The following is a 24,702-nucleotide window of genomic DNA, read 5'->3' on the forward strand; positions in this document are numbered from 1 at the left end:
CCATGGTCCGCAAGCGTCCGAACCGGCGCCCGCCCGCCCTGTTCGAGCCCACCCCCGACGGCCGCCTGGTCGAGTCCGCCGAGATCCACGTCAACCCCCGCATCGTGGCGTGCCCGGTGTGCCGAGCCCGGCCGCAGCAGCCCTGCACGCAGCGAGTCCGGCGCGGCCGCGGCTGGCGCACGATGACCGGCTACCACGACTCGCGCACTGAGCTGGCCGAGCAGGGCGGACAGGGCGATGCCCGGTGACCGCCGCGAGCCGCGCTACTGCCGCGAGTGCGACCGCCCACTGGGCGGCACCGGCACCAACACCACGCACATGTGGTGCGACCCCGACCCCGTCACGGTCGCCGAGCGCCAGGCCCTGCTCGACGCCGAGCACGCCGAGCGCCAGGCCGCCGAGACCGCCGCAGCCCTGGCGGCACACCGCGCCGACCGGCGCACCCGATCCCACCGCGCCGCGCTCCGGCGCCGCTGACCGAAGGAGGCCCGCGTGGAGGGCTGCATCGTGACCGTGATCTGGACGCTCGCCGCGGTGTTCGCCGCGAAGGACGTCATTGCCGCGTCGGCCGCCGCCGCCGACGGCGACCTGGCGAAGACCGCCTGGTACCTGGGGTTGGCGCTCGCCCAGGCCGCTCTGTTCGCCGTGTACCTGCGCGCCCGCCGTACCCCGGACGCGCCGACCACTGGGGAGGGCCGATGAGCACTCAAGACCCCGCAGCGTTCGAAACGAGCACGTCGGCGCTCGGCTCGCGCACATTGATCGAGCAGCGCATGGCCGCTGTGGACATCGACGCGGTGCGCCGGTACGTCGCCAGCAACTCCACCGACGCCGAAGACTGCCGGACGCTGCTGGACATGCTGGGCCTGCTGCCCGCCTCCGCCTCGGCCAGCTCGACGCGGGGTGAGTGGGTGTGGCGGATGCACCGGGACGGCCGCGTGCGGCACCTGGTCGACCTCACCACCGGGACCGCGCTGTGCGGCCGCGCTCCGAGCGATGGCTGGTACGGCGCCGACACCGCGATGCAGCGCGCCCGGATCACGACGACCGCGCCGCACGGGGTGTGCATGACCCGTGCGGCCGACGAGGGCATCAAGCTGCCGGAGATCGGAGCCGCCGCGTGATCACCAACCGCTGCCAGTGCGGACGCGCGATCACCGACGACTCTCCGTCGCCGGACCACTGCTCGGATGGCTGCGCCCGCAACTGGGCTGCCCGCGTCTACCAGGTCCCGGGCCTATGGCCGCCTCCGAGCACGCGGCAGCCCGAGCCGGTTCGGTCGGCTGCCCCGGTCACCGCCGCGCGGGACGCGCCTGTGGTCCGCGGCCGCGCCCGCTCGTTCTGCGACCTGCTGAGGCGTTACGGCCTCCCGATCCCGCGGGGGCGCTCGTGACCGACACCGACCTGGACACCGTCGAGCAGGCCGCGTGCACATGCGCCTGCCACCTCGGCGGCACGCGGCCCACGTGCTCGTTGCCTGGGGGCTGCGCGACCCTGCACCAGGAGCACAGCGACCCCCGCGAACTCCGGCGGCTGCACGCCGACCTGCGGGCCGCGGTTGCCCGGCTGACCGAGCCCGCCGAGCACACCGTGTACCGCGACAACGGCACCCGCGAGATCGCGTCGGTTCCGTCGCTGCTGGCCCAGCTTGAGGCGTCGCTGCTGCACGGCGCTGAACGTCGTGCCAGCTCCGGCGGCGGCAGCAGGATGCCCCTCAACGTCGGCGCGGTGCAGCTGCTCGCCGAGATCCAGGCCGGTGTCACCGACCTGGCAGCACAGGCTCGCGTCCGGCTCACCCCGGGCGAGACCGTGTCCGCGCGCCTGACCGCGGTCACCTCAGTGATCGGCGGTTGGATCTCCGCCGAGGCGATCCGCCCAGTCGTCACCGGCCTGGAGGCATGGGCACGCGCGATTAACGAACTGCTGGACCCGCCCCGACGTATGCACCTGGACGCGGCCTGCCCGGTATGCGAAGCGCGGATCGTGCACCAGTACGACCTCGCAGGCGACATCGTGCGCTTGCCCGCGCTCCAGGTTTCCATCCACGGCTGCGTCTGCCTGGCCTGCCAGACCTCATGGCACGGCCCCGGCCTGAAGCACCTTGCGGCCCTAATCGACCAGCCCGCCATCGAGGAGCCCGACCATGCCGACACCGAAGACCAGCGCGAGCAACCAGCGCATGGCCAGTGACGCGCTCACCCTCACCGAGGAGGGCAGCCTGACCGTCGACACCGCCCACGGCCCGGTCGTCGAGCTGTTCGCCTACCCCGAGCTGTACGCCCAGCTCGCCGAGCTGATCATCGATCACGACATGGCCGTGCCGAACTGGCACGGCGGCGCGGTGATGGAGCTCCGCCTTCGCGCGGCGAAACCGTGCGCGCCCTCATGCCGGTGCGCTGCCGATGACGACGCGCCGCCGGAGTCTTGAGTGGACAGACGCCCGTGATCGATCGCATACTGGCCGCACTTGGGTGAACTCTGCCCACAGGACCACATCAAGGCCCCGTGCTCCCGCTGGAGCCCGGGGCCTTTGTCATGCCCCGGTTCGGGGCTTCCGCACCGGGGTTCCACGGACGAGAGGGCGACTCGTCGTGACACCCACCTTCACCTTGCACCGCGGCGATTCGCTGACCGTGCTGCAGTCCCTTCCCGATCACAGCGTTGACGCAGTGATCGCCGACCCTCCGTACAACTCAGGGGGCCGCACCGGCAACGAACGCCGGTCCACCTCGGCGCGCGGCAAGTACGTCTCCGGCGACGCGCAGCACGACCTGCCGGACTTCGCCGGTGACAACCGGGACCAGCGTGCCTACCTCGTGTGGCTGTCGCTGATCCTGATCGAGTGCCTGCGCATCACCCGGCCCGGCGGGCACCTGCTGGTGTTCAGCGACTGGCGCCAGGCCCCGGTCACCGCCGACGCTCTCCAGGTCGGCGGCTGGCTGTGGCAGGGCACCGTCGTGTGGCACAAGCCCGTCTCACGGCCGATGCGCGGCGGGTTCAAGGCCGCGGCCGAGTACATCCAGTGGGGCAGCAACGGACCCTTCGACCGCACACCGGAGCTGTACCTGCCGGGTGTGTTCAGCGCCTCGCAGCCCAGCGGACGGCAACGGCGGCACATCACGCAGAAGCCCGTCGACGGGCTGCTGGCCGAGCTGGTGAAGGTCTGTCCCGAGGGCGGCACCGTGCTCGACCCGTTCGCCGGGTCCGGCTCCACCGGCGTCGCCGCGGTCAGCAGTGGCCGGCACTTCGTCGGCATCGAGCTGACCGAGCACTACCACCAGGTAGCGCACGACCGCCTGACCGACGCTCAGCGCAGCGTCGCGCGCTAGCCGTGCCCGTAGGTTCGATCACGAAGGCCCCGCGCTCGGCGAGCACGGGGCCTCCGTCGTGAGCGTCAGCTGTTCGGCAGTGCCTGCTTCTCCGGCTCGGGTCGCTGCCTCGGGACGAACGCCAGCGCCAGCAACGCCGCCGCGCCGAGCGCCGCGGCGATACCGCCGAGCGTTCCCCGCGAGCCGAGTGCGTCACGGCACTGGCTGCGGTAGTCGCCCGCGGCGACACCTCGGCCGCCGGACATGGCGTCGGACAGCTTGGAGCCGAACTCGGCCAGCCGCACAGCGGAGTCGTCTGGCATCCAGGGCGAGCCGCAGCTGGTGTCCTTGCCGTTGGCCATGATCGAGCTGGGCGCCAGGCCCAGCAGAGCGCCGAGCACCAGGAGCGCGATACCGGCGATGATCACGCCGAGGCGTGCTTGTCGAGTCATGTCGCCCACGTCGCGGCTGATCAACGCAGCGTTAGCGTCCATGACCAACCTGTGATCAGGTGGAGGTGGGTCGTGGTGCTGCGCCCGTGCCTCGGAACCCGGGCCCGGATGTGCACGCGCTTGACCGAGGGCGTCCGCTGCCCCGACTGCGCACGGCAGTACGAAGCGCAGCGCACGCGAGCCAAGCGGGCCATGCGCCCGTATACCCACGCCGAGCAGCAGCGCCGCGCGGCAGCGGTGGCTGCCCACCGTGCACAGCATGGCGAGTGGTGTCCGGGCTGGGGTCCGCGTCGAGCGCACGTGGTGCAGCTGCCCAACATCCTGACCGCGGACCACGTGGTGCCGGTGGGTGCGGGTGGTGACGAGGGCGGGCGGTTGGTGGTGCGGTGCCGCGTGTGCAACTCGGCGAAGGCAGCTCGGACGTTGGGCTGACCGGCGGCAGGGCGAGGCGGTACGGGGGCGTGATCATCGTCGAAACTGTCACAGAAAGTGACAGCGAGTGATGATCAACCCCCCGGGGTAAAAGTCCTGGTCAGAGCCCTGGGCCCTGACCCGGCTAAAGGCAGGCAGGATTTGTGTACGGGTCTGGGGGTTTCCGGTCGGCAACAGGGTGACGGATCACTCACGCTGAGTGATCTGGGGTGATCGGGGGCTCGTCATGGGAGGCATGGGCCCGGTCGGCAAGTCCGACGGTGCGCGGCGCCGCCGCAACGCGGTCGTGGCGATGACGAAGCTCCCGGCGGAGGGACGCAAGGGCCGGACGCCGCGGTTCCCGCTCGGCCCGGACATCCGCACCCGCGCTGACCTGGTCGTGGCGCAGAACCGGCTGGAGACGCTGCAGGACCGGCGCCGCGAGGGCGAGACGGTCTCCGATGTCGCGATCGACCGCGCTCTGCACAAGGTGACCGTGCTGGAGCACGTCGTGGAGCTGCAGGCCGAGGCCGAGCTGGCGCTGTGGCGGGAGCTGTGGAGAACGCCGCAGGCCGTGGCGTGGGAGCGGCTGCACTGGACGCGCGAGGTCGCGCAGTACGTGCGGCACAAGGTGCTCGCCGAGAACGGCGACCTCGACGCGGCGAAGGAAGCCCGCCAGCAGGCCGACCGGCTCGGGCTGACGCCGCTCGCGATGCTGCGGCTGCGCTGGGAAGTCGTGGCCGACGAGGTCGCCGAGCAGCGCACCACCCGGACCGTGCCGGCCGCGCAGCGCAAGCGCCCGAACCTGCGGGCGGTGGACCCCGGGTAGGAGGTGGGCGGTGCCGTGGCGCGGACCGGCCGAGCCGGGCGAGTTCCCCACCCTGGGGTGGCTGATCGGCGAATGGATCGAGACCTTCCTGATCATCCCGGACGGCCCGCAGCGCGGCGCCCCGTACCTGCTGACCACGGAGATGTGGAACCACCTGTTGTGGGCCTACCGGCTCAAGCCGCACGCCGCGGTACACCCGAAGTACCCGAAGCCGCGGGACGGGTTCGTCTACTTCGGCACCCAGCTGCGGCGGCCGCAGAAGTGGGGCAAGGACCCGTTCATGGCCACCCGGTGCATCGCGCACGCGCTCGGCCCGGTGCAGTTCGACGGGTGGGACGCCGACGGCGAACCAGTCGGGCGGCCGGTCGATACGCCGTGGATTCAGCTCGCCGCGACCAGCGACGACCAGACCGACAACACCTACAAGCCGCTGTACCGGATGCTCTCGGAAGGACCACTCGCGGACACTCCGGGCCTGGACATCGGCGAGACCCGAATCAAGCTCCCGGACGGCGACGGCTGGATCGAGCCGGTCACCTCCGCCGCGCGCAGCAGGTTGGGCGCGCCGATCACCTTCGGTGCGTTCACCGAGCCGCACCTGATGTGCAAGCGCGACGGCGGCCTGGACATGGCGCGCGCGATGAAGCGCAACCTCACCGGCATGGGCGGGTCGTGGATGGAGGCCACCAACGCCTGGGACCCCTCCGAACAGTCCGTTGCCCAGCTCACCGCCGAGGCTCATTCGCCGGGCGTGTATCTGGATCACCGGTTTGCGGACCTGCCGCGGGTGGACATCGCCGACGAGGACGCGGTGCGCGAGCGCATCGTGCTCAAGTACGGCGACTCCGCGCGCAGCAACGGCGGCTGGGTCGACGAGGACGCCATCTATGCCGACACCCAGGCGACCGATGTCGGCGAGTCCGAGGCCCGCCGGTACTTCCTGGACGAAGTCACCGTCGGCGAGCAGGACGCGGTCAACGCGCTGCGGTGGGCCGCGGCCGCGGTGCTCGGCGAGACGCTGGTGCCCGGCGAGACCATCGCGCTGGGTTTCGACGGGTCCCGCTACCGGGACGCCACCACGCTGATCGCCTGCCGCATCCGGGACGGGCGGATCTTCCACATCCGCACGTGGGAACCCCCGCCCCCGTCACCGGACGGCAACAGTCCGAAGTGGATGGTGCCGCACGCCGAGGTCGACGCCGCGGTGGCGGATGCCTTCGCGGCCTACGACGTGCGGTACATGTTCCTCGACCCGCACCTGTGGCAGGACTACATGGGCCTGTGGGCGGGCCGCTACCCGAAGCGCGTCGTGTCCTTCGACACCCGCTCGGAGCGGTTGATGGATCGCGCGATCGAGCGGTTCCGCACCGCGCTGGCCAACGGCGAACTGACCCACGACGGCCACGAAGTCCTGGACCGGCACGCACGCAATGCCGCGCTGGCCAAGGGAAAACGCAAGCCGCGCGAGGACGACGAGGCCGTGCGCACCGGCGCGGACCACTACCTGCGGGTGGTGAAGAAGCGGGCCGGCCACCTGATCGACGCGTTCGTGGCAGCGATCCTCGCCTACGCCGCGCGGGGCCAGGCCGTCGAGGACGGCGCCCTGGTCGACGACACGCCACCCCCGCCCGCGGCCGCACGCTCCGCGCAGCCGAGCCAGCCGCACCCGCCGAGCACCGTCTACCGGCCCTCCGGCCGCCTGACCCTGTGAATGGAGACACCGATGTGGGTCCGCATTCCCGCGCCGTCCACCGCGCTGCTGTCCAACCTGCTCGGCCTGCTCGGGCTGGCCGGGATCGTCGTCGCCGCCGGTGGCCTGACCGGCAACTGGTGGGTCTCGCTGCTCGTCGGCAGCGTGTTCCTCGTCGGCCTGTCCTACGTCGCGCACGTGGCCGCCGCGAACGCGGACGCGCCCCCGGCCGCCGGTGAGCACCCCGCGGCCCGTCCGATCGGCCGCGTGGCATGAGGTCGTGGCTGTGGAGTTCACCGCGGCGCGCGGTCGAGGTCTCCCCCGCCCAGGTCGCCGCGACCGGCGCGGCGGCCGGGTCGAACTGGGGCGGCGATCCGATCGACCTCGGCGACCGCGGCTGGCGGCCCGCAGGGACCAGCGGGCGCGCGGTCCCGCCGTGGACGCACGAGCGCGCCCGGACCTACAGCGTCGCCGCGTACAGAGCCAACCCCATGGCGCGGGCGATCATCGACACCTACACCAGCTTCTGTGTCGGCGACACCGGCGTGACCACGCAGGTCACCAACCCCGAAGTGGCGCGGGTGGTCGAAGAGTTCTGGACCGACCCGCGCAACCGCGTCGCGGCGATCCAGGACGGGCTGCTGCGGGACAACCTGCTGATGGGCGAGACGCTGCTGGAGCTGATGCAGGGCGCCCAGTCCGGTGTCCTGCGGTTCTGCCCGCACGACCCGACCACGATCAGCGACGTCGTGCTGGAGCGCGGAAACCCGCTGTGGCCGGACATCGTCGTCTACGGCACCGGCTCCGACCGCACCTACAAGCGGGTCGCGCGGGTCAACGACGAGACCTCGCTGCGCGAGGGCGATGCGATGTTCTGGGCCCCGCAGAAGGCGTTGATCACCGACACCCGGGGCATGCCGTTCCTCGGGCCCGTCCTGGACTGGCTGTCTAACTACGACCAGATCCTGTCGAACCTGATCGACCGCACCGCGCTCGCCCGGTACATGGTCTGGGACGTCACCGTGAACGGCGGGCAGAAGGAAGTCGATCAGTTCGTGGAAGCCCGCGGCGGACTGCACGTCCCGCCGTCCGGGTCGGTGGAGGTCCACAACGACGCCGTCACGTGGCAGGCGAAGAACGTCCAGACCGGCGCCTACGAGGACACCACCGCCGCGCGCTCGGTGCTGACCCTCGTCGCGGGCGGCACCGGCCTGGCCAAAACCTGGTTGGCCGAGCCCGAGGACGCCAACCGCGCTACGTCGCTGACGATGGCCGAGCCGGTGCGGCGCCGCGTGCAGGGCGTCCAGCGGGTGTGGCTGGACTACCAGACCGAACTCGTCCGGTTCGCCGTCGACCGCGCAGTGGCCGCGCGCCGACTGCCCGCGAAGGTCAAGGCCAGCGACCCGAAGAAGAAGACCACCTTCGAGATCCCCGCCTCCCAGGCGGTGATCGTGACCGGGCCCGAGGTCGCCGCGGCTGACGCGCAGATCACGGCGCAAGTGTTGCTCAATCTCTCCACCGGCTTGGAAAAGCTCGTCGAGATTCAAGCCCTGTCCAGGGAAGGCGCGCGGATCGCCGCGCGCAAAGCGTGGGAGGACTACGTCGGGGTTCCCTACTCCGCTGACCTGGACTCACCGGAGGCCGACCGCGACGACCTCGCCACGCACATCGACGCCGAAGCGGCGAAGTCCGACAAGTCCGAGAAGTCCCCGCGGCTGCAGGCCGTGAACACCTGACGGCCAGGAGGCCACCGTGAACAACGACGACATCGACGTCCTGGAGCACGCCGCCCACCTGACGGGCATGAAGCACGAAGAGGTCCGCGCCGCCTTCGTCGACGACGACGGCGTGTACGAAGTCCTGACCCACGACGGCGTTACAACCTGGGTCGACGGGCACGGCCGAGTCCTGGAGCCGCGCACGCCGCGGATCTCCGTGGAGGTCGGCGCGGCCGCGGCCGGTCGTCTGCTCGACGTCCTCACCGACCTCTCGAACACCGAGGGCCAGGAGCAGGAAGAGGGCGCAGGCGGCCAGCCGAGCACGCCCATCGACGACGTCCCGGAAGGCTCGGTCGCCGCGGTCCTGGAGTGGGTCGGCGACGACGCCACACGCGCCCAGGCCGCGCTCGAAGTCGAGCAGGCCAGGGAGCAGCCGCGCACGAGCCTGCTCACGGCCCTGGAGAAGGTCGTGGGCTCGTGACCGAGCACTACTGCGAAGACCCGAGCTGCGGCCGCTGCGCCGAGCAGCGCACGCGCTCCGGCTACCACGGCACCGCAGCGCCGACCGTCGCCGAGGACGCACCGCGGCCGGTCACCTGCCCGGAGTGCGGCCACCGCTTCGCCCTCGACTCCACGGCGCAGCGGGTGACCGAATCCCGCGAGGCGATGGTGTCCGGGGAGCTGTCCTACGACGACAAGCGCGAGCTGGTGCGCGGCGCGCTGCGGGCCCGCCACCACTCCGACGCCGACGGCTACTACTGCTGGGTCGGGATTCTGGACCTCACCGACACCGAAGTCGTCTACGTCGTCAGTGACGCCACCTACCAGTGCTCGTGGTCGCTGGCCGGGCGCACGGTCACCCTCGGCGCACCGGTCGCGGTGGTCTCCACCTACGTGCCGGACCCACTCGCCACGAGCGACGGCGCCGAGGTCGACGGCACCGCAGCGGAGACCACGGTCGAGATCGAGCGCGCCCGCACCGTCGGCCGCGTGCTGGAGGCCGCGGGCACCGACGAGGGCACCGGCGGCCGGATCTACCGGGTCCGGATCATCGCCTACGGCGAGAGCAAGAACATGCGCCGCTACCCGGAAACGGTGATGCGCCAAGCGGTTCCGCTGTACGAGGGCGCGAAGGCGTACGACCGGCACCGCTCCGACGAGGACATGCGCTCCGGGACCATCGCCGGGCTCGTCGGCCACTACCGCAACGTCACCGCCGCGGCGGAGGGCCTGGAGGCCGACCTGGTCCTGCTGCCCTCCGCCGCGCACGCCGCCGAGGCCCTGGACGCCTCGATCGCCGCGCAGGCCGAGGGCCTGGCCCCGATCGTCGGCATCAGCCACGACGTCTACGGGACCTTCCGCGTCGTGCGGGAAGGCGACCGGCAGCTACACGAAGCCGTCGCCATCACCTCGGTCAACTCCGCGGACATCGTCAGCGAACCGGCAGCCGGAGGCCAGGCCCAGCGCGTGGTCGCCGGAGGCACCACCCCACCCACCGACGCGGGCACCCCGTCCGCAGAGCACAGCGAGGAGAACACCGTGCCCGCACCCACCCGCGAGGAGATCCTGGCGGCCCTCAGTGGCGCCACTCCGGAGGAACTGGCCGCGGCTGGCCTGGCTCACGCCCCGGCCCCGACGACCGAGACCACCCAGCCCACCGCGCCCGCTCCGGCGGCACAGCCCACCGAGGCCACCACGGCACGGGAGTCCGTGCTGGGACAGATGATGATCCGCGAGGCCGTGCGCCAGGCCGAACTTCCCGCCAGCGCGGCGGAGGCGATCACCGCGGCGCTGCCCGAGCAGATCCGCGAGGCCGACGTGCTACGCCAGATTGGCCTGATCAAGGACACGCTCGCGCTGACCGAGCGCGCGGGCCTGACCCCCACAGCGCCCACCGCGCAGGTCACCCAGGAAGCCCGGGAGAAGAAGGCCACAGCGCTGGACAACTTCTTCGCCGGGAACTACCGCGAGGGCTACCGGTCGTTCAAGGCTGCCTTCGCCGACATCACCGGCCGCTACTCCGGCAGCTCCATCGACGCCGACTACAACCGCCTGGTGCTGCGCGAAACCCTGGGCTTCTACGACTCGGCCACGCGCGCTCTGGAGTCCGGCGACACCACCACTTGGGCGCAGATCCTCGGCGACTCGATCACCCGGCGCATGGTCGCCGAGTACGCGCGCCCGGACCTGCAGACCTGGCGCAAGATCGTCTCCTCGGTGGTCGCGGTCAACGACTTCCGGACCCAGCGCATCGGCCGCCTCGGCGGCTACGGCCTGCTGCCCGAGGTCGCTCAGGGCGCCCCGTACCAGCCGCTGACCACGCCCGGGGACGAGGAGGCCACCTACGCGATCGGCAAGAAGGGTGGCACCGAGGACCTGACCATGGAAATGATCGCCAACGACGACCAGCGGGCGATCGCGCGCATCCCGGTCAAGCTCGGTCTGTCCGCCGCGCAGACGCTGTTCCGGTTCGTGTGGGACATCCTCGTCACCAACGCCGCGACCACCTACGACTCGGTGGCGTTGTTCCACGCGACGCACAACAACACCGACAACCCCGCGCTGCTCAGCCAGAGCACGCTGTCGGCGGGGCGCCGGAAGATGCGGCAGCAGACCGCCTACGGCGACAGCAGCGACGTGCTGTCGATCATCCCGAAGTTCCTCATCGTGCCCAGCTCGCTGGAGGAGATCGCGTTCCAGCTGTGCACCAGCGCGGTGGCGATCCCCGCGACCCCGGCCGGGCCCAGCAACACGCCCAACCTCCACCAGGGCCTGGAGCCGATCATCCTGGACTACTTCGCCGACCAGAACGACTGGTTCCTGGTCGCGGACCCGAGCCGCACTCCGACGATGGAGCTGGGCTTCTACCAGGGCCGCGAGGAGCCCGAGCTGTTTACCCAGAGCGACGAGAACGTCGGCGCGGTGTTCGACGCGGACAAGATCACCTACAAGATCCGGCACGTCTACGGCAGTGCCGTACTCGACCACCGCGGGTTCTACCGCGGCGCCAACGCCTGACCGAGCCACCCCCACAGAAAGCGCCCGCCCCGGCCACCGGCTGGGGCGGGCGCACCCCTGTTCCCCTCTCCATCCGCCTCGCCCGAGGAGACAGCCGTGACGAAGTTCAACCAGATCGCCGGGGACCACGTCTTCACCATCCCCGTTGCCGGACAGTCCACCGCCGGAACGCCGGACGAGTTCGTCGGGTTCCGCGCCCCGTACCCCCTCAAGATCACCCGTGTGGAGTGGGTGCCCGCCGCCGGGGTGACCGCGAACGGCACCAACTACTTCACCCTCACCCTCAGGAACCGCGGCAGTGACGGCACCGGAACGGACCTGCCCGCGACGCGCTCCTACGCCGCCACCAACTCCACGGCGATCACACCGGAGGACATGACGCTGGGCGCGGCCGCGCTGCTGCTCGTCGACGAGGACGACCTGCTCACCGTCGAAAAGCTGGTGACCGCCTCCGGTCTGGCGATGCCCGACGGCGCGGTCATCATCCACGCGACGGCCCGCTGATGCGCGGCGCGATCCGCTCCACCGCGCTCACCGGCGCCAACCAGGCCGTGGCCGGACCGTCGACGCTCTACCGCGGAATCACCGTGCGGGAAACCGCCGGCGCGGCCGCGGAGGTCCGGGTGTGGGACAACGCCAGCGCGGCGTCCGGAGTGCTGCTGGAGACCGTCGCCCTGGCCGCCGACGGCAGCGTGTCGCTGCTGCACCCGGTCGGGATCTTCGCCGCCGCCGGGGTCTACGTGGAGGTCGTCTCCGGCGCGGTCGAGGGCTCCATCCGGATCGGCTGAGAGGGGCGGACATGATGCTGACCCGGGTCGCCAGGACCGCGGCCGCCGTCCTGGAGCACACCTTCACCGTCGGCGAGACCGGCACGAACTCGACCACGCCGGTCACGGTCACCATCACCGACGCCAACGGCGACGTCGTCGACACCGGCACCGCGACCGCCGATCCGGGCGTGGACGGGCGCTACACCTTCGCGCTGGAGCCGCAGGCCGCGCTCGCCGACCTCACGGTGGCGTGGGCGGGCACGGTCGACGGGGCCGCGGTCGTCGAGACCGACCGGGTCGAGATCGTCGGCGGGTTCTTCTTCACCCTCACTGCGCTGCGCAACAGCGACTCCTCCCTGGAAAGCACCGACAAGTACCCGACCGCGGACTTGGTGCGGGTGCGGCTGGAGGTCGAGCAGGAATGCGAAGAGATCTGCGATCAGTCCTTTGTCCGCCGGTACCGGCGGGAAGTGCTCAACGGCACGGGCAGTACCGACCTAGTGCTGCCCGACGCCGGTGTGCGCACGATCCGGTCGGTGCGCGTGTCCCCGCGTGTGGGCTTGCCGTTCGTGGGGTTCACCGAGGCGCAGCTGGCCGCCCTGGTGGTCACCGACGACCGGGTGCTGCGGCGCGTCGATGACAACGTGTGGCTGCCGGGGCTGGCCAACGTGGTCGTGGAGTACGAGCACCACGGCCGCGAGCTTCCGGTGGATCTCCAGCGCGCGGCCCTGACCCGGGCCCGCACGCGGCTGAACATCGCGCGCAGCGGCATCCCCGACCGGGCGGAGTCCTTCACCGCGGTGGACGGCGGCACCTACCGGCTGTCGCTGCCCTCGGCCTACCGCACCGGCATTCCCGAGGTTGACGCCGTGTATGCCCGCTACAGCTTGCGGGTGGGCCAGGACGAGGACGGCGCCGCAGGCTCGGGTTCGCGGCCCGCGTCGCGGATGCTCTCCCACGATCCGCAGTACTACTCGCTGTTCCACGGGGGGCGCCGGTGACCCACACGCGAGCGGTCGCGGTGAAAACCGCGCTGTATCAACGACTCTCGGCCGCTCCGGAGCTGGCGGGCGTGGACGTGGCCTACAGCTGGGACGGCTCGGATGTGGAGCGCGAGCGCATCTACCTCGGCCGCATCACCAGCACCAGCACGTTGGCGATCTTCGGCGGCTCGCCGCGGATCAAGCGCGACGAGCAGCTGTCCGTGACGCTCTACATCGTCGTGCGCATCCCAGGCGGCACCGTCGCCGAGACCGACGCCCGCGCGGACGAGCTCGCCGCGGCCGTGGAGGAGCTGCTGACCGTCGACCCGGGACTGTCCGGGGTGCAGGGCCTGTCCTACGCCACCGTCGCCGGGCACGAGCTGGAGTACCTGCTTGACGACGACGGCTGCACCTCCGTGCTCGCCTACCGCATCACCTGCAGCTCACGGCTGCGCTGAATCCCCACCACCGAAAGGAGTTCGGCGTGCGCATCGTCTACACCGGACCGTCCCGCGCGGTCGAGGTCCCCGGCCTGGGGATGCTCGCCCGGCGCGGTGAACCGATCGATGTCCCCGAGGACCGTCACGACGTCGCCCGCTCGCTGCTGCAGCAGGAGTGCTGGACCGAAGCCGAACAGCCCGCCGCGAAGCGGTCGAAGGCCACGAAGGAGAACGAGTAATGGCCATCCCCAGTGGACTCTCGGCGCAGCTGATGACTGCCGAGGAGAGCACCTACGGCACCCCGGTCACCCCGAACCGCGGGTTCGAGTTCCGGCAGGAGTCGCTGAAGCTGGACCTCACGCGCATGGAGTCCAGCGCGCTGCGCTCCGGTACCCGCATCCAGCGCTCGGACCGCTGGGCCACCGGGCAGCGCAGCGTCTCCGGTGACATCACCATGGAGGTCGGCACCGTCGGTTTCGGTCGGTGGTTCAAGCACATGCTCGGCGCCGTCGCGACCAGCCAGCCGGATGCGGTCAACGACCCCGACGTCTACCTGCACGAGTTCACCATTGGTGATCTGCCGGTCAGCCAGACCATCCAGGTCGGCCGCCCGGACGTCGGCGGCACCGTGCGCCCGTTCACCTACCACGGGTGCCGGACCACGCAGTGGACGCTGGAGTGCGCCGTCGGGGAGTTCCTGACCATGCAGAACTCCATCCTCGGCGAGGACGAGGACACCGCCACCGCGCTGGCCTCGATCACCTACCCCGACGACCTGGTGCCGTTCACGTTCGTCCAGGGCGCGCTGGAGATCGCCAGCAGCGCCGCGGACGTCAAGAACGTCACCATCAACGGCAGCAACGCGTTGGCCGAGGACCGCTTCTTCCTCGGCCGGGCGCTGCGGAAGTCGCCGCTGGAGGCCGGGATGCGGGAGGTGACCGGCAACCTCACGCCGGAGTTCGAGTCCCTGGCCGCCTACAACCGGTTCGTCAACGGGACCGAGGCGACGCTGGATTTGCTGTTCGAGGGGCCCACGATCAGCAGCACCTACAAGTACTCGTTGCAGCTGACAGCGAACGTGCGCTTCGACGGGGAGACGCCGAACATCGGCGGTCCGGGGATCGTCGAGCAGCCGCTGCCGTGGAAGGTCGTCGACGACGGCACCACCGGCCTGACGATCGCCTACCAGACCACCGACGCCACCCCGTAACAGCGGAGGCGTGGCCGTGGCTGTCCGGGTGAAAGTCGTTGGTACCGAACAGTTCGAGGAGCTGGCGCGCAGGCTACGGGAGACCGGCAACGGCGCGATCGCCCGCGAGATGGCCAAGTCCCTGCGCGCCAGCGCCGAACCCGCGAAGGCCGCGGCGGAGCAGTCCGTGCTCGGGCTGCCGATCTCCGGGCACAGCAGCGGCCGAGGCCGCGCGCAACGCGAGGCGTACCTGCTCTCCCGCCGCAAGCGCGTCAGCGCCCGCATGGCGCAGCGCATCCGCGAGGGCGCCGGTCTTCGGGCATCCACCGCCAACGCGCTGCGCACCGAGGTCACCGCGTCGGCACGCACCGCGCGGCTGCGGATCAAGGTGCAGAAGTCGTTGCTGCCGCCGGGGATGCGCAAGCTCCCAAAGCACATGAACAGCGGCAAGTGGCGCCATCCGGTGTGGGGCAACCGGGAGGTCTGGGTGGCCCAGACCGCGCCGCCGCACTGGTTCGACGACCCCATGCAAACCGAGGGCCCGCAGGTGCGCGACGCCGCGCAGCAGGTCGTGTCCTCCTACCTCAAACGACTCTAGAAGGTGATCATGGCGAAGTTCACGTACAAGGGCACCGACTACCCGCTGGAAGAGACGCTGACCAACGTCGAGGCGCTGCAGCTGGAGGTCGCCACCGGCCACACCCTGCCGGAGGTCATCAACAGCTTCGCCAAGCGCGGGATGCTCGGGCTCAACGCGATGCTGTGGCTGTGCATGACCCGGGCCGGGGAAAAGATCGCCTACAAGGACCTGACCTACAGCCTCGACGACCTCACCTACGACGACGAGGACGAGGGCACGGAGGGGGCGGTGCCGGACCCTTCGCCCGCGCCCGCAGCCGCGCGGCCAAAAGCCCGATCGCGCAAGAAGTAGCGGAGTACAAGCCGTTCTTCCTGATGTGGCTGGGCATCAAGCCGTGGGAGATGGACCTGTTGTCCCGCGAGGACTTCCTGATGTGCAAGGCGCTCGTCGAGCAGCGTAAGGCCGACATCCGCAGAGAACAGGCCCAGACCGCGGCGAACAAGCGCGCGGGCAGATAACAGAACAGGGGGTGTGGTCGTGGCGGACAACTCCCTGCTGTTCACCATCCTCGGCATCGACAAGGCCAGCCCGGCTTTCGACCGGGTGTCCAAGGCCGCGGACCGCACCGCGGCCCGGCTGAACCGGATGGGCAACGTCAGCGCCAAGACCCTGGCGGCCACGGCGGGCGCGGCGATCGCCTCCGGCGCGGCGATGGGTGTAGCGCTCGGCGGGGTGCCGCTGCTGTTCGGCGCGATCGGCGCGGCCGCCGCGGCCACGAACACCCAGACCCGGGACAACATGGTGAGCCTGGGCGGGGAAATCCACCGTGGTCTCATCGACGCCGCGGCTCCGGCCGTGCCCTACATCGACCGGATCACCAGCGACATCGGCGCGTCCTTCGGGCGGCTCAAGCCGCAGATCAACGACGCGGTTCGCGACAGCGCGCCGCTGATGGTGCAGTTCGTCGGCGGGCTGACCGACTTCGCCGAGAACGCCATGCCCGGCTTCAACGTCGCGATCCGCTCCAGCGGGCCGGTGCTGACCGGGTGGCGCAAGCTGCTCGGCTCCAGCGGCACCGGCGTGTCGGAGTTCTACAAGGAGGTCTCCACCGGCTCACGCGGCACCGAGGTCGTGTTGACCGGGCTCGGGCGCATGGTCGAAACCACCCTGCCCCGCGTCGGTGGCCTGCTCGTCGACCTCACCGACACCGCCGCCACCTACATGCCCCAGGCCGTGCGGTTCGTGGGCAACCTGGCGGGCGCGGTCGGCGAGCTGGGCAGCGGGGCGCTGCCGGTGCTCGGGTTCGCCGTCGGCGGCACGCTGACCGTGCTCAACGGGTTGCTGGTGATCCTCTCGCCGATCACCGACGACCTGGGCGCGCTGGTGGGTGTGGTGGTCACCCTCGGCCTGGCGTGGCGTACCGCGTCGGCGGCCACCGGGGTGATCACCGGGATGGCCGGGGGCCTGATGACGCTCTCGGCGGCGGCGAGCGCAACCTCTCCCAAGATCAGTGACGCGTCGAAGAAGACTGGCGAGTGGCTGGCCAGGATGGGTGGTCCGCTCGGCGCGGTCATCGGGGGCGCCGTCGTCCTGCTGGGGCTGCTCGGGTCCTCGCAGGAGTCCGCGGCCGAGCGCACGCAACGCCACGCGACGTTCGCGCGGTCGCTGGCCGGGGCGCTGCGCGAGTCCAGCGGCGCCATCGACACCAACGTGCGCAAGACCATCGCCCAGGACGATTCCACCAAGGCCGCGATCGAATCGGCCAAGCGGTTCGGGATCGCCAGCGACCAGGTGGTGGATGCGGTGCTCGGCCAGGGCAACGCGTTGAGTGAGCTCCGCACGCGTCTGCAGGAGGTCATCCGCGCGAACACCACCTACGTAGAGAACGCGAAGACCGGCATCGCGCGGCCGGTGCAGAACGAGCAGGCACAGGCAGCAGCGAAGTTGCTGGGCGAGCTGGACGCGCTGAACAAGAAGACCGGGGAAACCGCGACAGGGCAACGGGATTACGCGCGCGCGATCCAGTCCAGCGGCCGCTCCATGTTGGACTCCACCTCGGCCGGGTCGAGGCTGTCCAGTGCAATCAAGGTGTTGAAGGACACCGCGGCCGACGCCGACACCAAAGCCCGCGCGCTCAAGGACGCACTCGACGCCTTGACCGGCGGTGGCCTGAACCTGGAGGAGTCGCAGGCCAAGGTCAACAGCTCGCTGCTGCAGCTGCAGGAGCTGTTCGGCAAGAACGTCGACCGCGCGCAGGGCTACGGCAAGGCGCTGCTCAACGCCGATGGCTCGGTCAACACCATGACCCGCAACGGCCAGGCGCTGTTCAGCACGTTGACCGGGTTGCGGGACGCCACCGCCGAAACCGCCCAGAAGACCTACCAGCTGGCGCTGGACCAGGGGCAGACGATGCCGCAGGCCCTGGAGAAAGCCCGCGGTGTCGTGCAGAGCAGCCGTGACAGCTTCCTCGCCATGGCCACGCAGATGGGTCTCACCCGCGACCAGGCCGCGCAGCTGGCCGACCGGATGCACCTGATACCCGACCTGGTCGAGACACTGATCCGCGCACCCGGTCTCACGCCCACGCAGCAGGAGCTGCTGATCCTGCGGGCCCGCTTCGACGCCGTGCCGAACCAGAAGAGCATCACGGTCACGTCGCTGACCCGCGAAGCACAGGCCGAGCTGGAGAGGATCGGTTTCACGGTCACCAGGCTGCCCAACGGGCAGGTGCGGGTCGACGCCCATACCGCGGCGGCCAAGAACGAACTCGATTCCCTGACCCGTCCGCGCACGGTCACGGTCGGCGTGAGGGTCGTGGGTAACACCGGCATCCAGATCCGCACCCCCAGCGGGGCACGGATGGAGGCCTTCGGTGGCGTCTACACCGCCGCCGCGTACGCCTCCGGTGGTCTGCGGCCGATGCGCGCGGACCGGGCGACGATCGTCCCGCCGAACGAGGGGCGCCTGATCGGTGATCGCATGTGGGGCGATGAGCTGTTCGCGCCGCTGGACGGGTCGATGCGCTCGTGGAACTACCTCGCCGAGGGCATGCGACGGCAGGAGATCGCTGCGGGCGGCCGCAACCCGTTGCGCGAGGGCGGCACGCAGGCGCATTACCACCTGACCGTCATCAACGCGGGCAACAGCGAGATCGACCTGCGGGCCCAGTTCACGCGGATGGAACAGCTCGCCGACCTCCGGCTGTAACCACCGGGCACGGCCGCTCATGTCCTTGTCACGCAACACATTTTCGAGGGGTGAGTGGCTGTGGCCGTTGTGGTGCGCTCGGAGAACTCCGACATCGCGGACGGCACCGCGACCCTGACCGTCACCACACCGGCCGGGACGGCCGTCGGCGACGTGCTGGTGGCGTTCGTCTTCGCCGACCACGACGGCACGGCGGAGGCGATCACCGCACCGGAGGGCTGGCAGCAGGCCGGTGGCGACGGCTTCCAAGGCGGCGCGGCGTTCGGGAAGGTGTTCGTGCGCGCGGTGACCTCCGCGGAGCCGAGCGCGCACACCTTCGGCGTGCCGCCACCGTCGAGCTGCGTGGCGCACGTGCTGTGCGTCAGCGGCGCGGACACCACCTCACCGGTGGACGTGATCGCCTGGGGCGGCTCCAGCTCGGCCAGCACCAGTCAGGTGGCGCCGGAGATCTCGCCCGCACGGCCGGAAACGCTGCTGCTGTGCGGCTGGGCCGGGGTCGCTGGGGCCAGCAGCTACACCCCGCCCGGGACCATGATCGAGGTCGCCGACACCCCGACTCCGTACCTGTTCGCCGCGGTCGCCCGGCAGGCGCTGGTCGCCTCCGGTGCCACCGGCACCCGCACCGCCACCGCCTCCTCGTCTACCGCGTACCTGTCGGTGTCGGTGTCGGTGTCTCCGGCCGGGAGCAGCGACGGCGCCGAGACCACGGTGTGGATCTCCCCGGACGGCACGATGATCCCGCTGGAGGTCGAGTGGTCAACAGCCGGCCGCTTCGCGCCGCCGCCGGTCCTGGTCGAGGAGGGGGTGCCCGAGCAGCCGGGCGCACGTCACCGCGAGGCACGGCACGGAGTGCGCGAGTTCTCGCTGCCGCTGTGGATCGAGGACTCCTCGCCCGCGGCACTGCGGGCGCGGATGCGGGCACTGGTCGCGGCGATGGACCCGGTCCGCGGCGAAGGCACCATCCGGATCACCACGCCGATCGGGGACCAGCGCGAGATCTACTGCCGGGTCTCCGCCGGGCTGGAGATGGACGAGACCCTGGGCCGCACCAGCGGCCCGACGCTGCAGCGCTGCGTGCCGATGTTCCGGGCGGTCGATCCGTACTGGTACGACACCACCGACACCATCGACACGTTCAGCAGTGCTGACACGGCAACGTTTTTCCCGATCTTCCCGTTGCGGCTGGCGTCCTCATCGGTGTTCGTCGAGGCCACGATCATCAACTCCGGCGACGTCGAGACGTGGCCGGTGTGGACAATCACCGGTCCCGGATCGGCGATCACGTTGCGCAACCTCACCACCGGCTACGCACTGACGTTGACGACCACGCTCGCCGTCGGGGAGCACCTGGTGATCGATACCCGCCCCGGCCGCAAGAGCGTGCTCAAGAACGACGGGACCAACCTGTTCACGGCGCTGTCCTCGGCGTCGTCGCTGTGGCCACTGGCGCGGGGCTCCAACTCCGTCCGGCTGGAGATGTCCAGCACCGTCGCGCTGGTCTCCAGCCTGCAGCTCGCCCGCCGCCACCGCTACCTCACCGCATAAGGACGGCTTCGTGAGCACCTTCGTCATCTATGTGCGCAACCGCGCGCTGCAACGCGTCGGGCAGCTCGACGACTACCAGAAGGCTTCACTGGTGTCCCGGTTCAACGCGGTCGGCACCTGGTCGATCACCCTCAACCGGCGCAACCCGCTCGCCGCCGCCCTCACCACGCCCGGCTTCGGGATCGAAGTCGTGCGCACCAGCGACATGCAGACCGTCCTCAGCGGACCACTGACCGACCGCCACCACGAACGGTCGGTGAACACCAACACCGTCACCGTGTCCGGAGTGGACGACAACGTGTGGCTGGCTCGCCGTGTCGCCCATCCCCAGCCCGGCACCGCCGTGCCGCCCTACAACCTCGTCGAGCACGAGGTCCGCACCAACACCTGCAGCGCCGTTCTGGACCAGTACGTGGATGTGAACCTCGGCCCGGGAGCGCTGGCGGTGCGGCGCGTGCCCGGTCTCACCGTGCCCGCCACCGCGGTGGTCGGCTCGACCGTAACCGGCCGCGCCCGCTGGCAAGTGCTCCTCGAACTGTTGCAGGAGTTGGCAATCGCCGGTGGCGGTGTGGGGTTCCGCGTCCGTCAAGCAGGGCCTTTCCTGGAGTTCAGGGTCTACCAGCCGGTCGACCGCACCGCCTCGATCATCTTCTCCGAGGCTCTGGGCAACCTCTCCGCCTACGACTACAAGTCCAGCGCGCCCGAGGGCAACTACCTGTTCATTGGCGGCAGCGGCGAAGGCACCGCGAGGGTCATCCGCGAGGGCCAGGACTCCGCCAGCGTGGCCACCTGGGACCGCATCGAACGCTTTGTCGACCGCCGCGACACCGCCGTCGCCGCCGAGCTGGACCAGGAGATCACCAAGCAGCTGGCCGAGAGCGGCGAAAGCACCTCGCTGAAATCCACGCCGGTGGACACCACCGGCATGACCTATGGGCGGCATTACGACCTCGGCGACAAGGTCACCGCCGTGCTCGACGATCCGGTCGTAGAGCTGATCCGCGAGGTCCAGATCGAGCTGACACCCGAAGGTCCACAACGGATTCAGCCTGTGATCGGAACACCCGGGGCGCACGACGTATTCCGGCTCTTCCGCGCGTTCCGGCGCATCGACACGCGCCTGACCAACGTCGAAAGGAGATGAGAAGTGGCCGTCACTCTCGACACCTACGCGCCCTATGACTCCGGCGCTGGAGCGGACGCCCGCGAGGACCTCTGGCGCCAGTTCATGCGCTACATGAAGGGCGTCCAGTTCGGCAATGGCGTGTTCCGCACCGCGGCGACCGCGATGGAGGTCTTCGCCGACAGCACCGGCATGCAGGTCAAGGTCCGTGCCGGAGAAGGCTGGGCACAAGGCCAGTGGGGCCAGAACGTCACGGAGAAGACCCTGCCGATCGCCGCCGCGCACGCCACGCTCGCCCGCAAAGACCGCGTCATCTTGAGGAATGACTTCACCCTCAACAGGTTCGAGCTGGACGTACTCACCGGCACCGCGGCCGGATCGCCGACGCTGCCCCCGCTGACACAGAACACCAGTAAGTGGGAGGTCGGGCTGGGCGGGGTCGACGTGCCAGCGTTGGACACCAGCATCGGCGCGGCGCAGGTCTTCGACAACCGCACCTGGATCGACGACGCCCCGGTGGTGGCGCGCAAGACCAGCAACAAGACCGTCAACAACGACAACGTGATCGCCAACCACACCGACACCCAGTTGCTGCCGCTGATGTCGGCGAACGCGACGTACACGTTCGAGGCGTTCCTGATCTACTCCGCCACCACCACAGCCGACGTCCGCATCACCGCCGTCGGGCCGACCGGTGCCACCGGCCAGATCTGCCCGGCGGGCTTGGTGTTCGGCGCGGGAGGCATCGGCGCGGACATCGAGATGGGCGTGTTCGACCTGGGAACCACGCTTGTGAGCGGCGGCGCCGGGGCCGGAACGAAGGTCGCTTCCCTGTTGCGCGGCACCGTAACCACGCTGGACACCGCCGGACCGCTCGGCGTCCGCTTCGCACAGAACGGCGCCGAAGTCAGCGATGCCATCCTCTACGCCCAGAGCACCCTCAGCATCCAGCGCATCGCCTGAATCCGTTACGGCGCAACAACAAGGGGGTGCCGGTGGGTGACTGGGCAGAGCTGATTACCGCGGTCGTCGGCGGCGTCACCTTCCTGTTCTCGGTCTGGCAGTACGTCCGGACAGAACGCCGGACTGCCGCCAAGGAGCGCGAGGCCGCCGCCGACGGCGCGGCGCGGCGGCTGATCGAGGCCGCCGCCGACGGGCGGATCACAGCGGAGGAGCTGGCCGAGCTGGCCGAGAAGGTGCGACACGACGGCGCCGAACAGGAGGGACCGCGATGACGGATGTGACCGAGGACGTGGTGCAGCCTGCAGCCGCCGCGGCGGTCGACGAGCCCGAGCGGCGACGGCAGCGCCGCCGCCTGGCTTACGGGGCGGTCGGCGCGCTGCTGGTGCTGACCGCGTACCTGGCGGATCGCAGCTCCACCAACGCTGAGCTGGCCGGGCTCGACGCGCGCGCCGACACGATGCAGCAGCAGGCGCTCGACTCCGCCGCCGCGGCGCGGGCGCTGGCCGAGCAGGTGCGCGCGCTCGGCCAGCAGCCCGTCGTCACCCCACCACCCGGGCCGACCGTGCCGCCGGTGCAGCCCGCGGCCGCGCGCGGGATCACCGGTACCAGCATCACCTCGGATGGGCGGCTGCTCGTCTCCTACACCGACGGCCGCACCGAGGACAAAGGCGTCATCGTCCGCACCGGCCAGCCCGGGGTCGGAGTGGCCGGGACGGAGATCGTCGACGGCGCTCTGGTCCTGCGCTACAGCGACGGCCGCACCGAAGTAGTCGGGCGGGTGGTCGGCCGGGACGGGCGTGGCATCGTCTCGATCTCCGCCGCCTCCGGCCGCCTGGTCGTCACCTATACCGACGCCACCACCACCGATCTCGGGCCGCTGCCGCCCGGTCCGGCCGGAGCCGACGGCCGCGGCATCCGCTCGGCGCGCACGGACTCCTGCCGGTGGCTGATCACCTACACGACCGGCGAAACCGAGGACGCCGGACCGGCGTGCACGACCGAGACCGTCACCGCACCGCGCCCCACCCGGCCGTCGTCGACGAGCAGGGCGCCCACCACCACACCGGAGAGGTGATCGCATGGCCTACTCGTTGACCTGGATGCCCGGCGTGCTGCGTGAGGCCGGGCTGAACGTGGTCGAGATCGGCGGCTGGCAGAACCGCGGACACGGCAACTTCTCCGACGTGCGGGGCGTGCTGCTGCACCACACCGCCGGACCCGCCAGCGGCAACTTCCCCTCGCAGAACGTTGTCGTGAACGGGCGGCCGGGACTGGCCGGCCCGCTGTGCAACCTCGGCCTCGGCCGAGACGGCACGTGGTTCATCGTCGCCGCCGGTGCCGCCTACCACGCCGGATCGGGCTACGTCGGCTGGTGCGGGCGCGACAACGGCAACAACCACCTGATCGGCGTCGAGGCCGAGTCCACCGGCCGCGGTGACTGGACCGCCGCACAGCACGAGTCCTACCCGCGCGGCGTCGCCGCGCTGCTCGACCACGTCGGCCTGCCCGCGGATCGGGCGCTGGCACACAAGGAATGGGCCCCCGGCCGCAAGATCGACCCCGCCGGATGGCCGGGCGACATGGGCGGGTTCCGGGGCTCCGTCGACGAATGGATGACAGGAGACGGCATGCCAAGTCCAGAGGAGATCGCCACCGCAGTGTGGAGCCACATCCTGGCCCAACCGGACAAGCCGGAGAACAAGCAAGCCGCGTGGGTGTGGCTGACCTTCGCCAACGTCGCGGCGTGGAAGTCCGCGGACGCGTTGACCGCGCCGCGCCAGTCGGAGGTGATCCTGCCCGACGGCAAGAGGTCGACCGTCAGCGAACCGCCGCTGAACTTCCTTATGCACACCGACGCCGCGGCGTTCCGCACCGAGCGCCTGGCGCTGGCGATCCTGCAGGCGCTCGGCGAACTCGACGACGTCGACACCGCCGCGCTGGAACGCGTGATGGCCGAGCGCATGGACGCCATGGAAGCCAGTCTCGCCGCCCGGTTGTCGGCGCTGGTGCAGTCCGGCATCCGCTCCCTGTCCGACGAGGACGTGCGCGCCATCGCCCTCGCGGCCGCCGACGAGGAGGACGCCCGCGAACGGGCCCGACTCGGCTCCGCCCCCGACACCACCTGACCCGGAAGGACACTCCTATGTGGACGATTCTGTTCTGGAAGGCCGCCGCCGAGCGCGCCATCAAGACCGGCGCCCAGTCCCTGGCCGCCATCCTCAGCGCCGAAGCCGTCGGCCTGCTCGACGCCCCCTGGGGCGCCGCGCTCTCGGCCGCCGGGATGGCGGCCGTGCTCTCGGTGATCACCTCGGTGGGCTCGACCGCCGTCGGTGACAGCAGCTCACCGTCGCTGGTGCGGTTCCTGCCGTAGCGGCGGCGGTTTCAAGAACGGCACCACCACCGAGGCCCCCGGCCCGCCCCGCACAGGGGTGGGCCGGGGCCTTTTCGCATGCCCACGTCGGCGACCGCCGCCGCC

At 70.7% G+C, this 24,702-nt stretch carries 32 protein-coding genes; 31 read left to right on the plus strand and 1 reads right to left on the minus strand.

Going from position 1 to position 24,702, the window contains the following annotated elements:
• The first annotated feature begins 2 nt into the window (after positions 1 to 2).
• The 7 genes from BLT28_RS39280 to BLT28_RS42355 all read left to right on the plus strand — a co-directional run bounded on the left by BLT28_RS39280 (position 3) and on the right by BLT28_RS42355 (position 3,329).
• Entirely contained in the window at positions 3 to 248 is a 246-nt protein-coding gene (locus BLT28_RS39280) for a zinc finger domain-containing protein (RefSeq protein WP_030431982.1), read from the plus strand.
• Positions 238 to 477, plus strand: coding sequence for a hypothetical protein (locus BLT28_RS39285; RefSeq protein WP_030431981.1), 240 nt, complete (start codon positions 238 to 240; stop codon positions 475 to 477). Before BLT28_RS39280 ends, BLT28_RS39285 begins: the two co-directional genes overlap by 11 nt.
• A gap of 15 nt (positions 478 to 492) precedes the next feature.
• Entirely contained in the window at positions 493 to 702 is a 210-nt protein-coding gene (locus BLT28_RS39290) for a hypothetical protein (RefSeq protein ID WP_030431980.1), read from the plus strand.
• Positions 699 to 1,124: a hypothetical protein gene (locus BLT28_RS39295; protein ID WP_030431979.1), complete on the plus strand. Its 426-nt coding sequence runs from the start codon at positions 699 to 701 to the stop codon at positions 1,122 to 1,124. The genes BLT28_RS39290 and BLT28_RS39295 overlap by 4 nt, the downstream gene beginning before the upstream one ends.
• Positions 1,125 to 1,389: 265 nt before the next feature.
• Complete coding sequence (locus tag BLT28_RS39300) at positions 1,390 to 2,190, plus strand: DUF7341 domain-containing protein (RefSeq protein WP_030431977.1); 801 nt, start codon at positions 1,390 to 1,392, stop codon at positions 2,188 to 2,190.
• Positions 2,144 to 2,428 (plus strand): hypothetical protein, encoded by a 285-nt coding sequence (locus BLT28_RS39305; RefSeq protein WP_030431976.1) that lies wholly within the window; start codon positions 2,144 to 2,146, stop codon positions 2,426 to 2,428. Before BLT28_RS39300 ends, BLT28_RS39305 begins: the two co-directional genes overlap by 47 nt.
• A 241-nt stretch (positions 2,429 to 2,669) precedes the next feature.
• Positions 2,670 to 3,329: a DNA-methyltransferase gene (locus BLT28_RS42355; protein ID WP_231950564.1), complete on the plus strand. Its 660-nt coding sequence runs from the start codon at positions 2,670 to 2,672 to the stop codon at positions 3,327 to 3,329.
• A gap of 65 nt (positions 3,330 to 3,394) precedes the next feature.
• Here BLT28_RS42355 and BLT28_RS39315 read toward each other — a convergent pair whose 3' ends face one another.
• The gene (locus BLT28_RS39315) at positions 3,395 to 3,760 is read right to left on the minus strand and encodes a hypothetical protein (RefSeq protein ID WP_156051393.1); all 366 of its coding nucleotides are present in this window, start codon (positions 3,758 to 3,760) and stop codon (positions 3,395 to 3,397) included.
• A 51-nt stretch (positions 3,761 to 3,811) separates the two neighbouring features.
• Here BLT28_RS39315 and BLT28_RS40710 point away from each other — a divergent pair, with 51 nt between their 5' ends.
• The 24 genes from BLT28_RS40710 to BLT28_RS39425 all read left to right on the plus strand — a co-directional run bounded on the left by BLT28_RS40710 (position 3,812) and on the right by BLT28_RS39425 (position 24,597).
• Positions 3,812 to 4,192, plus strand: a complete 381-nt coding sequence (locus BLT28_RS40710) for a hypothetical protein (protein ID WP_157376120.1) — start codon at positions 3,812 to 3,814, stop codon at positions 4,190 to 4,192.
• Positions 4,193 to 4,418: 226 nt separating this feature from the next.
• Positions 4,419 to 5,000, plus strand: a complete 582-nt coding sequence (locus BLT28_RS39320; RefSeq protein ID WP_156051389.1) for a phage terminase small subunit — start codon at positions 4,419 to 4,421, stop codon at positions 4,998 to 5,000.
• A gap of 10 nt (positions 5,001 to 5,010) precedes the next feature.
• Complete coding sequence (locus tag BLT28_RS39325) at positions 5,011 to 6,711, plus strand: hypothetical protein (protein ID WP_052407824.1); 1,701 nt, start codon at positions 5,011 to 5,013, stop codon at positions 6,709 to 6,711.
• A 12-nt stretch (positions 6,712 to 6,723) separates the two neighbouring features.
• Entirely contained in the window at positions 6,724 to 6,966 is a 243-nt protein-coding gene (locus BLT28_RS39330; protein WP_083383833.1) for a hypothetical protein, read from the plus strand.
• Positions 6,963 to 8,426, plus strand: coding sequence for a hypothetical protein (locus BLT28_RS39335; protein WP_063766654.1), 1,464 nt, complete (start codon positions 6,963 to 6,965; stop codon positions 8,424 to 8,426). Before BLT28_RS39330 ends, BLT28_RS39335 begins: the two co-directional genes overlap by 4 nt.
• Positions 8,427 to 8,442: 16 nt before the next feature.
• Positions 8,443 to 8,889 (plus strand): hypothetical protein, encoded by a 447-nt coding sequence (locus tag BLT28_RS39340; RefSeq protein ID WP_030431968.1) that lies wholly within the window; start codon positions 8,443 to 8,445, stop codon positions 8,887 to 8,889.
• Positions 8,886 to 11,426 carry a phage major capsid protein gene (locus BLT28_RS39345; RefSeq protein WP_052407823.1) on the plus strand — a complete coding sequence of 847 codons (2,541 nt, stop codon included), beginning with the start codon at positions 8,886 to 8,888 and terminating at the stop codon, positions 11,424 to 11,426. Before BLT28_RS39340 ends, BLT28_RS39345 begins: the two co-directional genes overlap by 4 nt.
• 96 nt (positions 11,427 to 11,522) lie before the next feature.
• Positions 11,523 to 11,930 (plus strand): hypothetical protein, encoded by a 408-nt coding sequence (locus BLT28_RS39350; protein WP_030431966.1) that lies wholly within the window; start codon positions 11,523 to 11,525, stop codon positions 11,928 to 11,930.
• Positions 11,930 to 12,214, plus strand: a complete 285-nt coding sequence (locus tag BLT28_RS39355; protein WP_030431965.1) for a hypothetical protein — start codon at positions 11,930 to 11,932, stop codon at positions 12,212 to 12,214. Before BLT28_RS39350 ends, BLT28_RS39355 begins: the two co-directional genes overlap by 1 nt.
• Before the next feature lie 11 nt (positions 12,215 to 12,225).
• A complete protein-coding gene (locus BLT28_RS39360; protein WP_030431964.1) occupies positions 12,226 to 13,197 on the plus strand; it encodes a flagellar hook assembly protein FlgD in 972 nt (323 codons plus the stop codon).
• Positions 13,194 to 13,637, plus strand: a complete 444-nt coding sequence (locus BLT28_RS39365) for a hypothetical protein (protein WP_030431963.1) — start codon at positions 13,194 to 13,196, stop codon at positions 13,635 to 13,637. Before BLT28_RS39360 ends, BLT28_RS39365 begins: the two co-directional genes overlap by 4 nt.
• 26 nt (positions 13,638 to 13,663) lie before the next feature.
• Positions 13,664 to 13,858, plus strand: coding sequence for a hypothetical protein (locus BLT28_RS39370; protein WP_030431962.1), 195 nt, complete (start codon positions 13,664 to 13,666; stop codon positions 13,856 to 13,858).
• A complete protein-coding gene (locus BLT28_RS39375) occupies positions 13,858 to 14,829 on the plus strand; it encodes a phage tail tube protein (RefSeq protein ID WP_030431961.1) in 972 nt (323 codons plus the stop codon). Before BLT28_RS39370 ends, BLT28_RS39375 begins: the two co-directional genes overlap by 1 nt.
• 16 nt (positions 14,830 to 14,845) lie before the next feature.
• Complete coding sequence (locus BLT28_RS39380) at positions 14,846 to 15,406, plus strand: hypothetical protein (protein WP_157376122.1); 561 nt, start codon at positions 14,846 to 14,848, stop codon at positions 15,404 to 15,406.
• A 9-nt stretch (positions 15,407 to 15,415) separates the two neighbouring features.
• Entirely contained in the window at positions 15,416 to 15,739 is a 324-nt protein-coding gene (locus tag BLT28_RS39385) for a hypothetical protein (RefSeq protein WP_156051387.1), read from the plus strand.
• A gap of 23 nt (positions 15,740 to 15,762) precedes the next feature.
• On the plus strand, positions 15,763 to 15,906 hold the full coding sequence (locus BLT28_RS40715) for a hypothetical protein (protein ID WP_156051385.1): 144 nt from the start codon (positions 15,763 to 15,765) through the stop codon (positions 15,904 to 15,906).
• A gap of 19 nt (positions 15,907 to 15,925) precedes the next feature.
• On the plus strand, positions 15,926 to 18,595 hold the full coding sequence (locus BLT28_RS39390; protein WP_156051383.1) for a hypothetical protein: 2,670 nt from the start codon (positions 15,926 to 15,928) through the stop codon (positions 18,593 to 18,595).
• Between the two features lie 60 nt (positions 18,596 to 18,655).
• Positions 18,656 to 20,140, plus strand: coding sequence for a phage distal tail protein (locus tag BLT28_RS39395; protein ID WP_030431957.1), 1,485 nt, complete (start codon positions 18,656 to 18,658; stop codon positions 20,138 to 20,140).
• A 10-nt stretch (positions 20,141 to 20,150) separates the two neighbouring features.
• The gene (locus tag BLT28_RS39400) at positions 20,151 to 21,284 is read left to right on the plus strand and encodes a siphovirus ReqiPepy6 Gp37-like family protein (protein ID WP_030431956.1); all 1,134 of its coding nucleotides are present in this window, start codon (positions 20,151 to 20,153) and stop codon (positions 21,282 to 21,284) included.
• 93 nt (positions 21,285 to 21,377) lie between these two features.
• Positions 21,378 to 22,226: a hypothetical protein gene (locus BLT28_RS39405; RefSeq protein WP_156051381.1), complete on the plus strand. Its 849-nt coding sequence runs from the start codon at positions 21,378 to 21,380 to the stop codon at positions 22,224 to 22,226.
• A 32-nt stretch (positions 22,227 to 22,258) separates the two neighbouring features.
• Entirely contained in the window at positions 22,259 to 22,498 is a 240-nt protein-coding gene (locus BLT28_RS39410; RefSeq protein WP_156051379.1) for a hypothetical protein, read from the plus strand.
• Complete coding sequence (locus BLT28_RS39415) at positions 22,495 to 23,301, plus strand: hypothetical protein (RefSeq protein ID WP_030431953.1); 807 nt, start codon at positions 22,495 to 22,497, stop codon at positions 23,299 to 23,301. The genes BLT28_RS39410 and BLT28_RS39415 overlap by 4 nt, the downstream gene beginning before the upstream one ends.
• A gap of 4 nt (positions 23,302 to 23,305) precedes the next feature.
• Entirely contained in the window at positions 23,306 to 24,352 is a 1,047-nt protein-coding gene (locus BLT28_RS39420; RefSeq protein WP_052407822.1) for a peptidoglycan recognition protein family protein, read from the plus strand.
• Positions 24,353 to 24,369: 17 nt separating this feature from the next.
• Complete coding sequence (locus BLT28_RS39425; protein ID WP_030431951.1) at positions 24,370 to 24,597, plus strand: holin; 228 nt, start codon at positions 24,370 to 24,372, stop codon at positions 24,595 to 24,597.
• Positions 24,598 to 24,702 lie beyond the last annotated feature (105 nt).

The organism is Allokutzneria albata, from assembly GCF_900103775.1.
Classification (GTDB): Bacteria; Actinomycetota; Actinomycetes; order Mycobacteriales; family Pseudonocardiaceae; genus Allokutzneria; species Allokutzneria albata.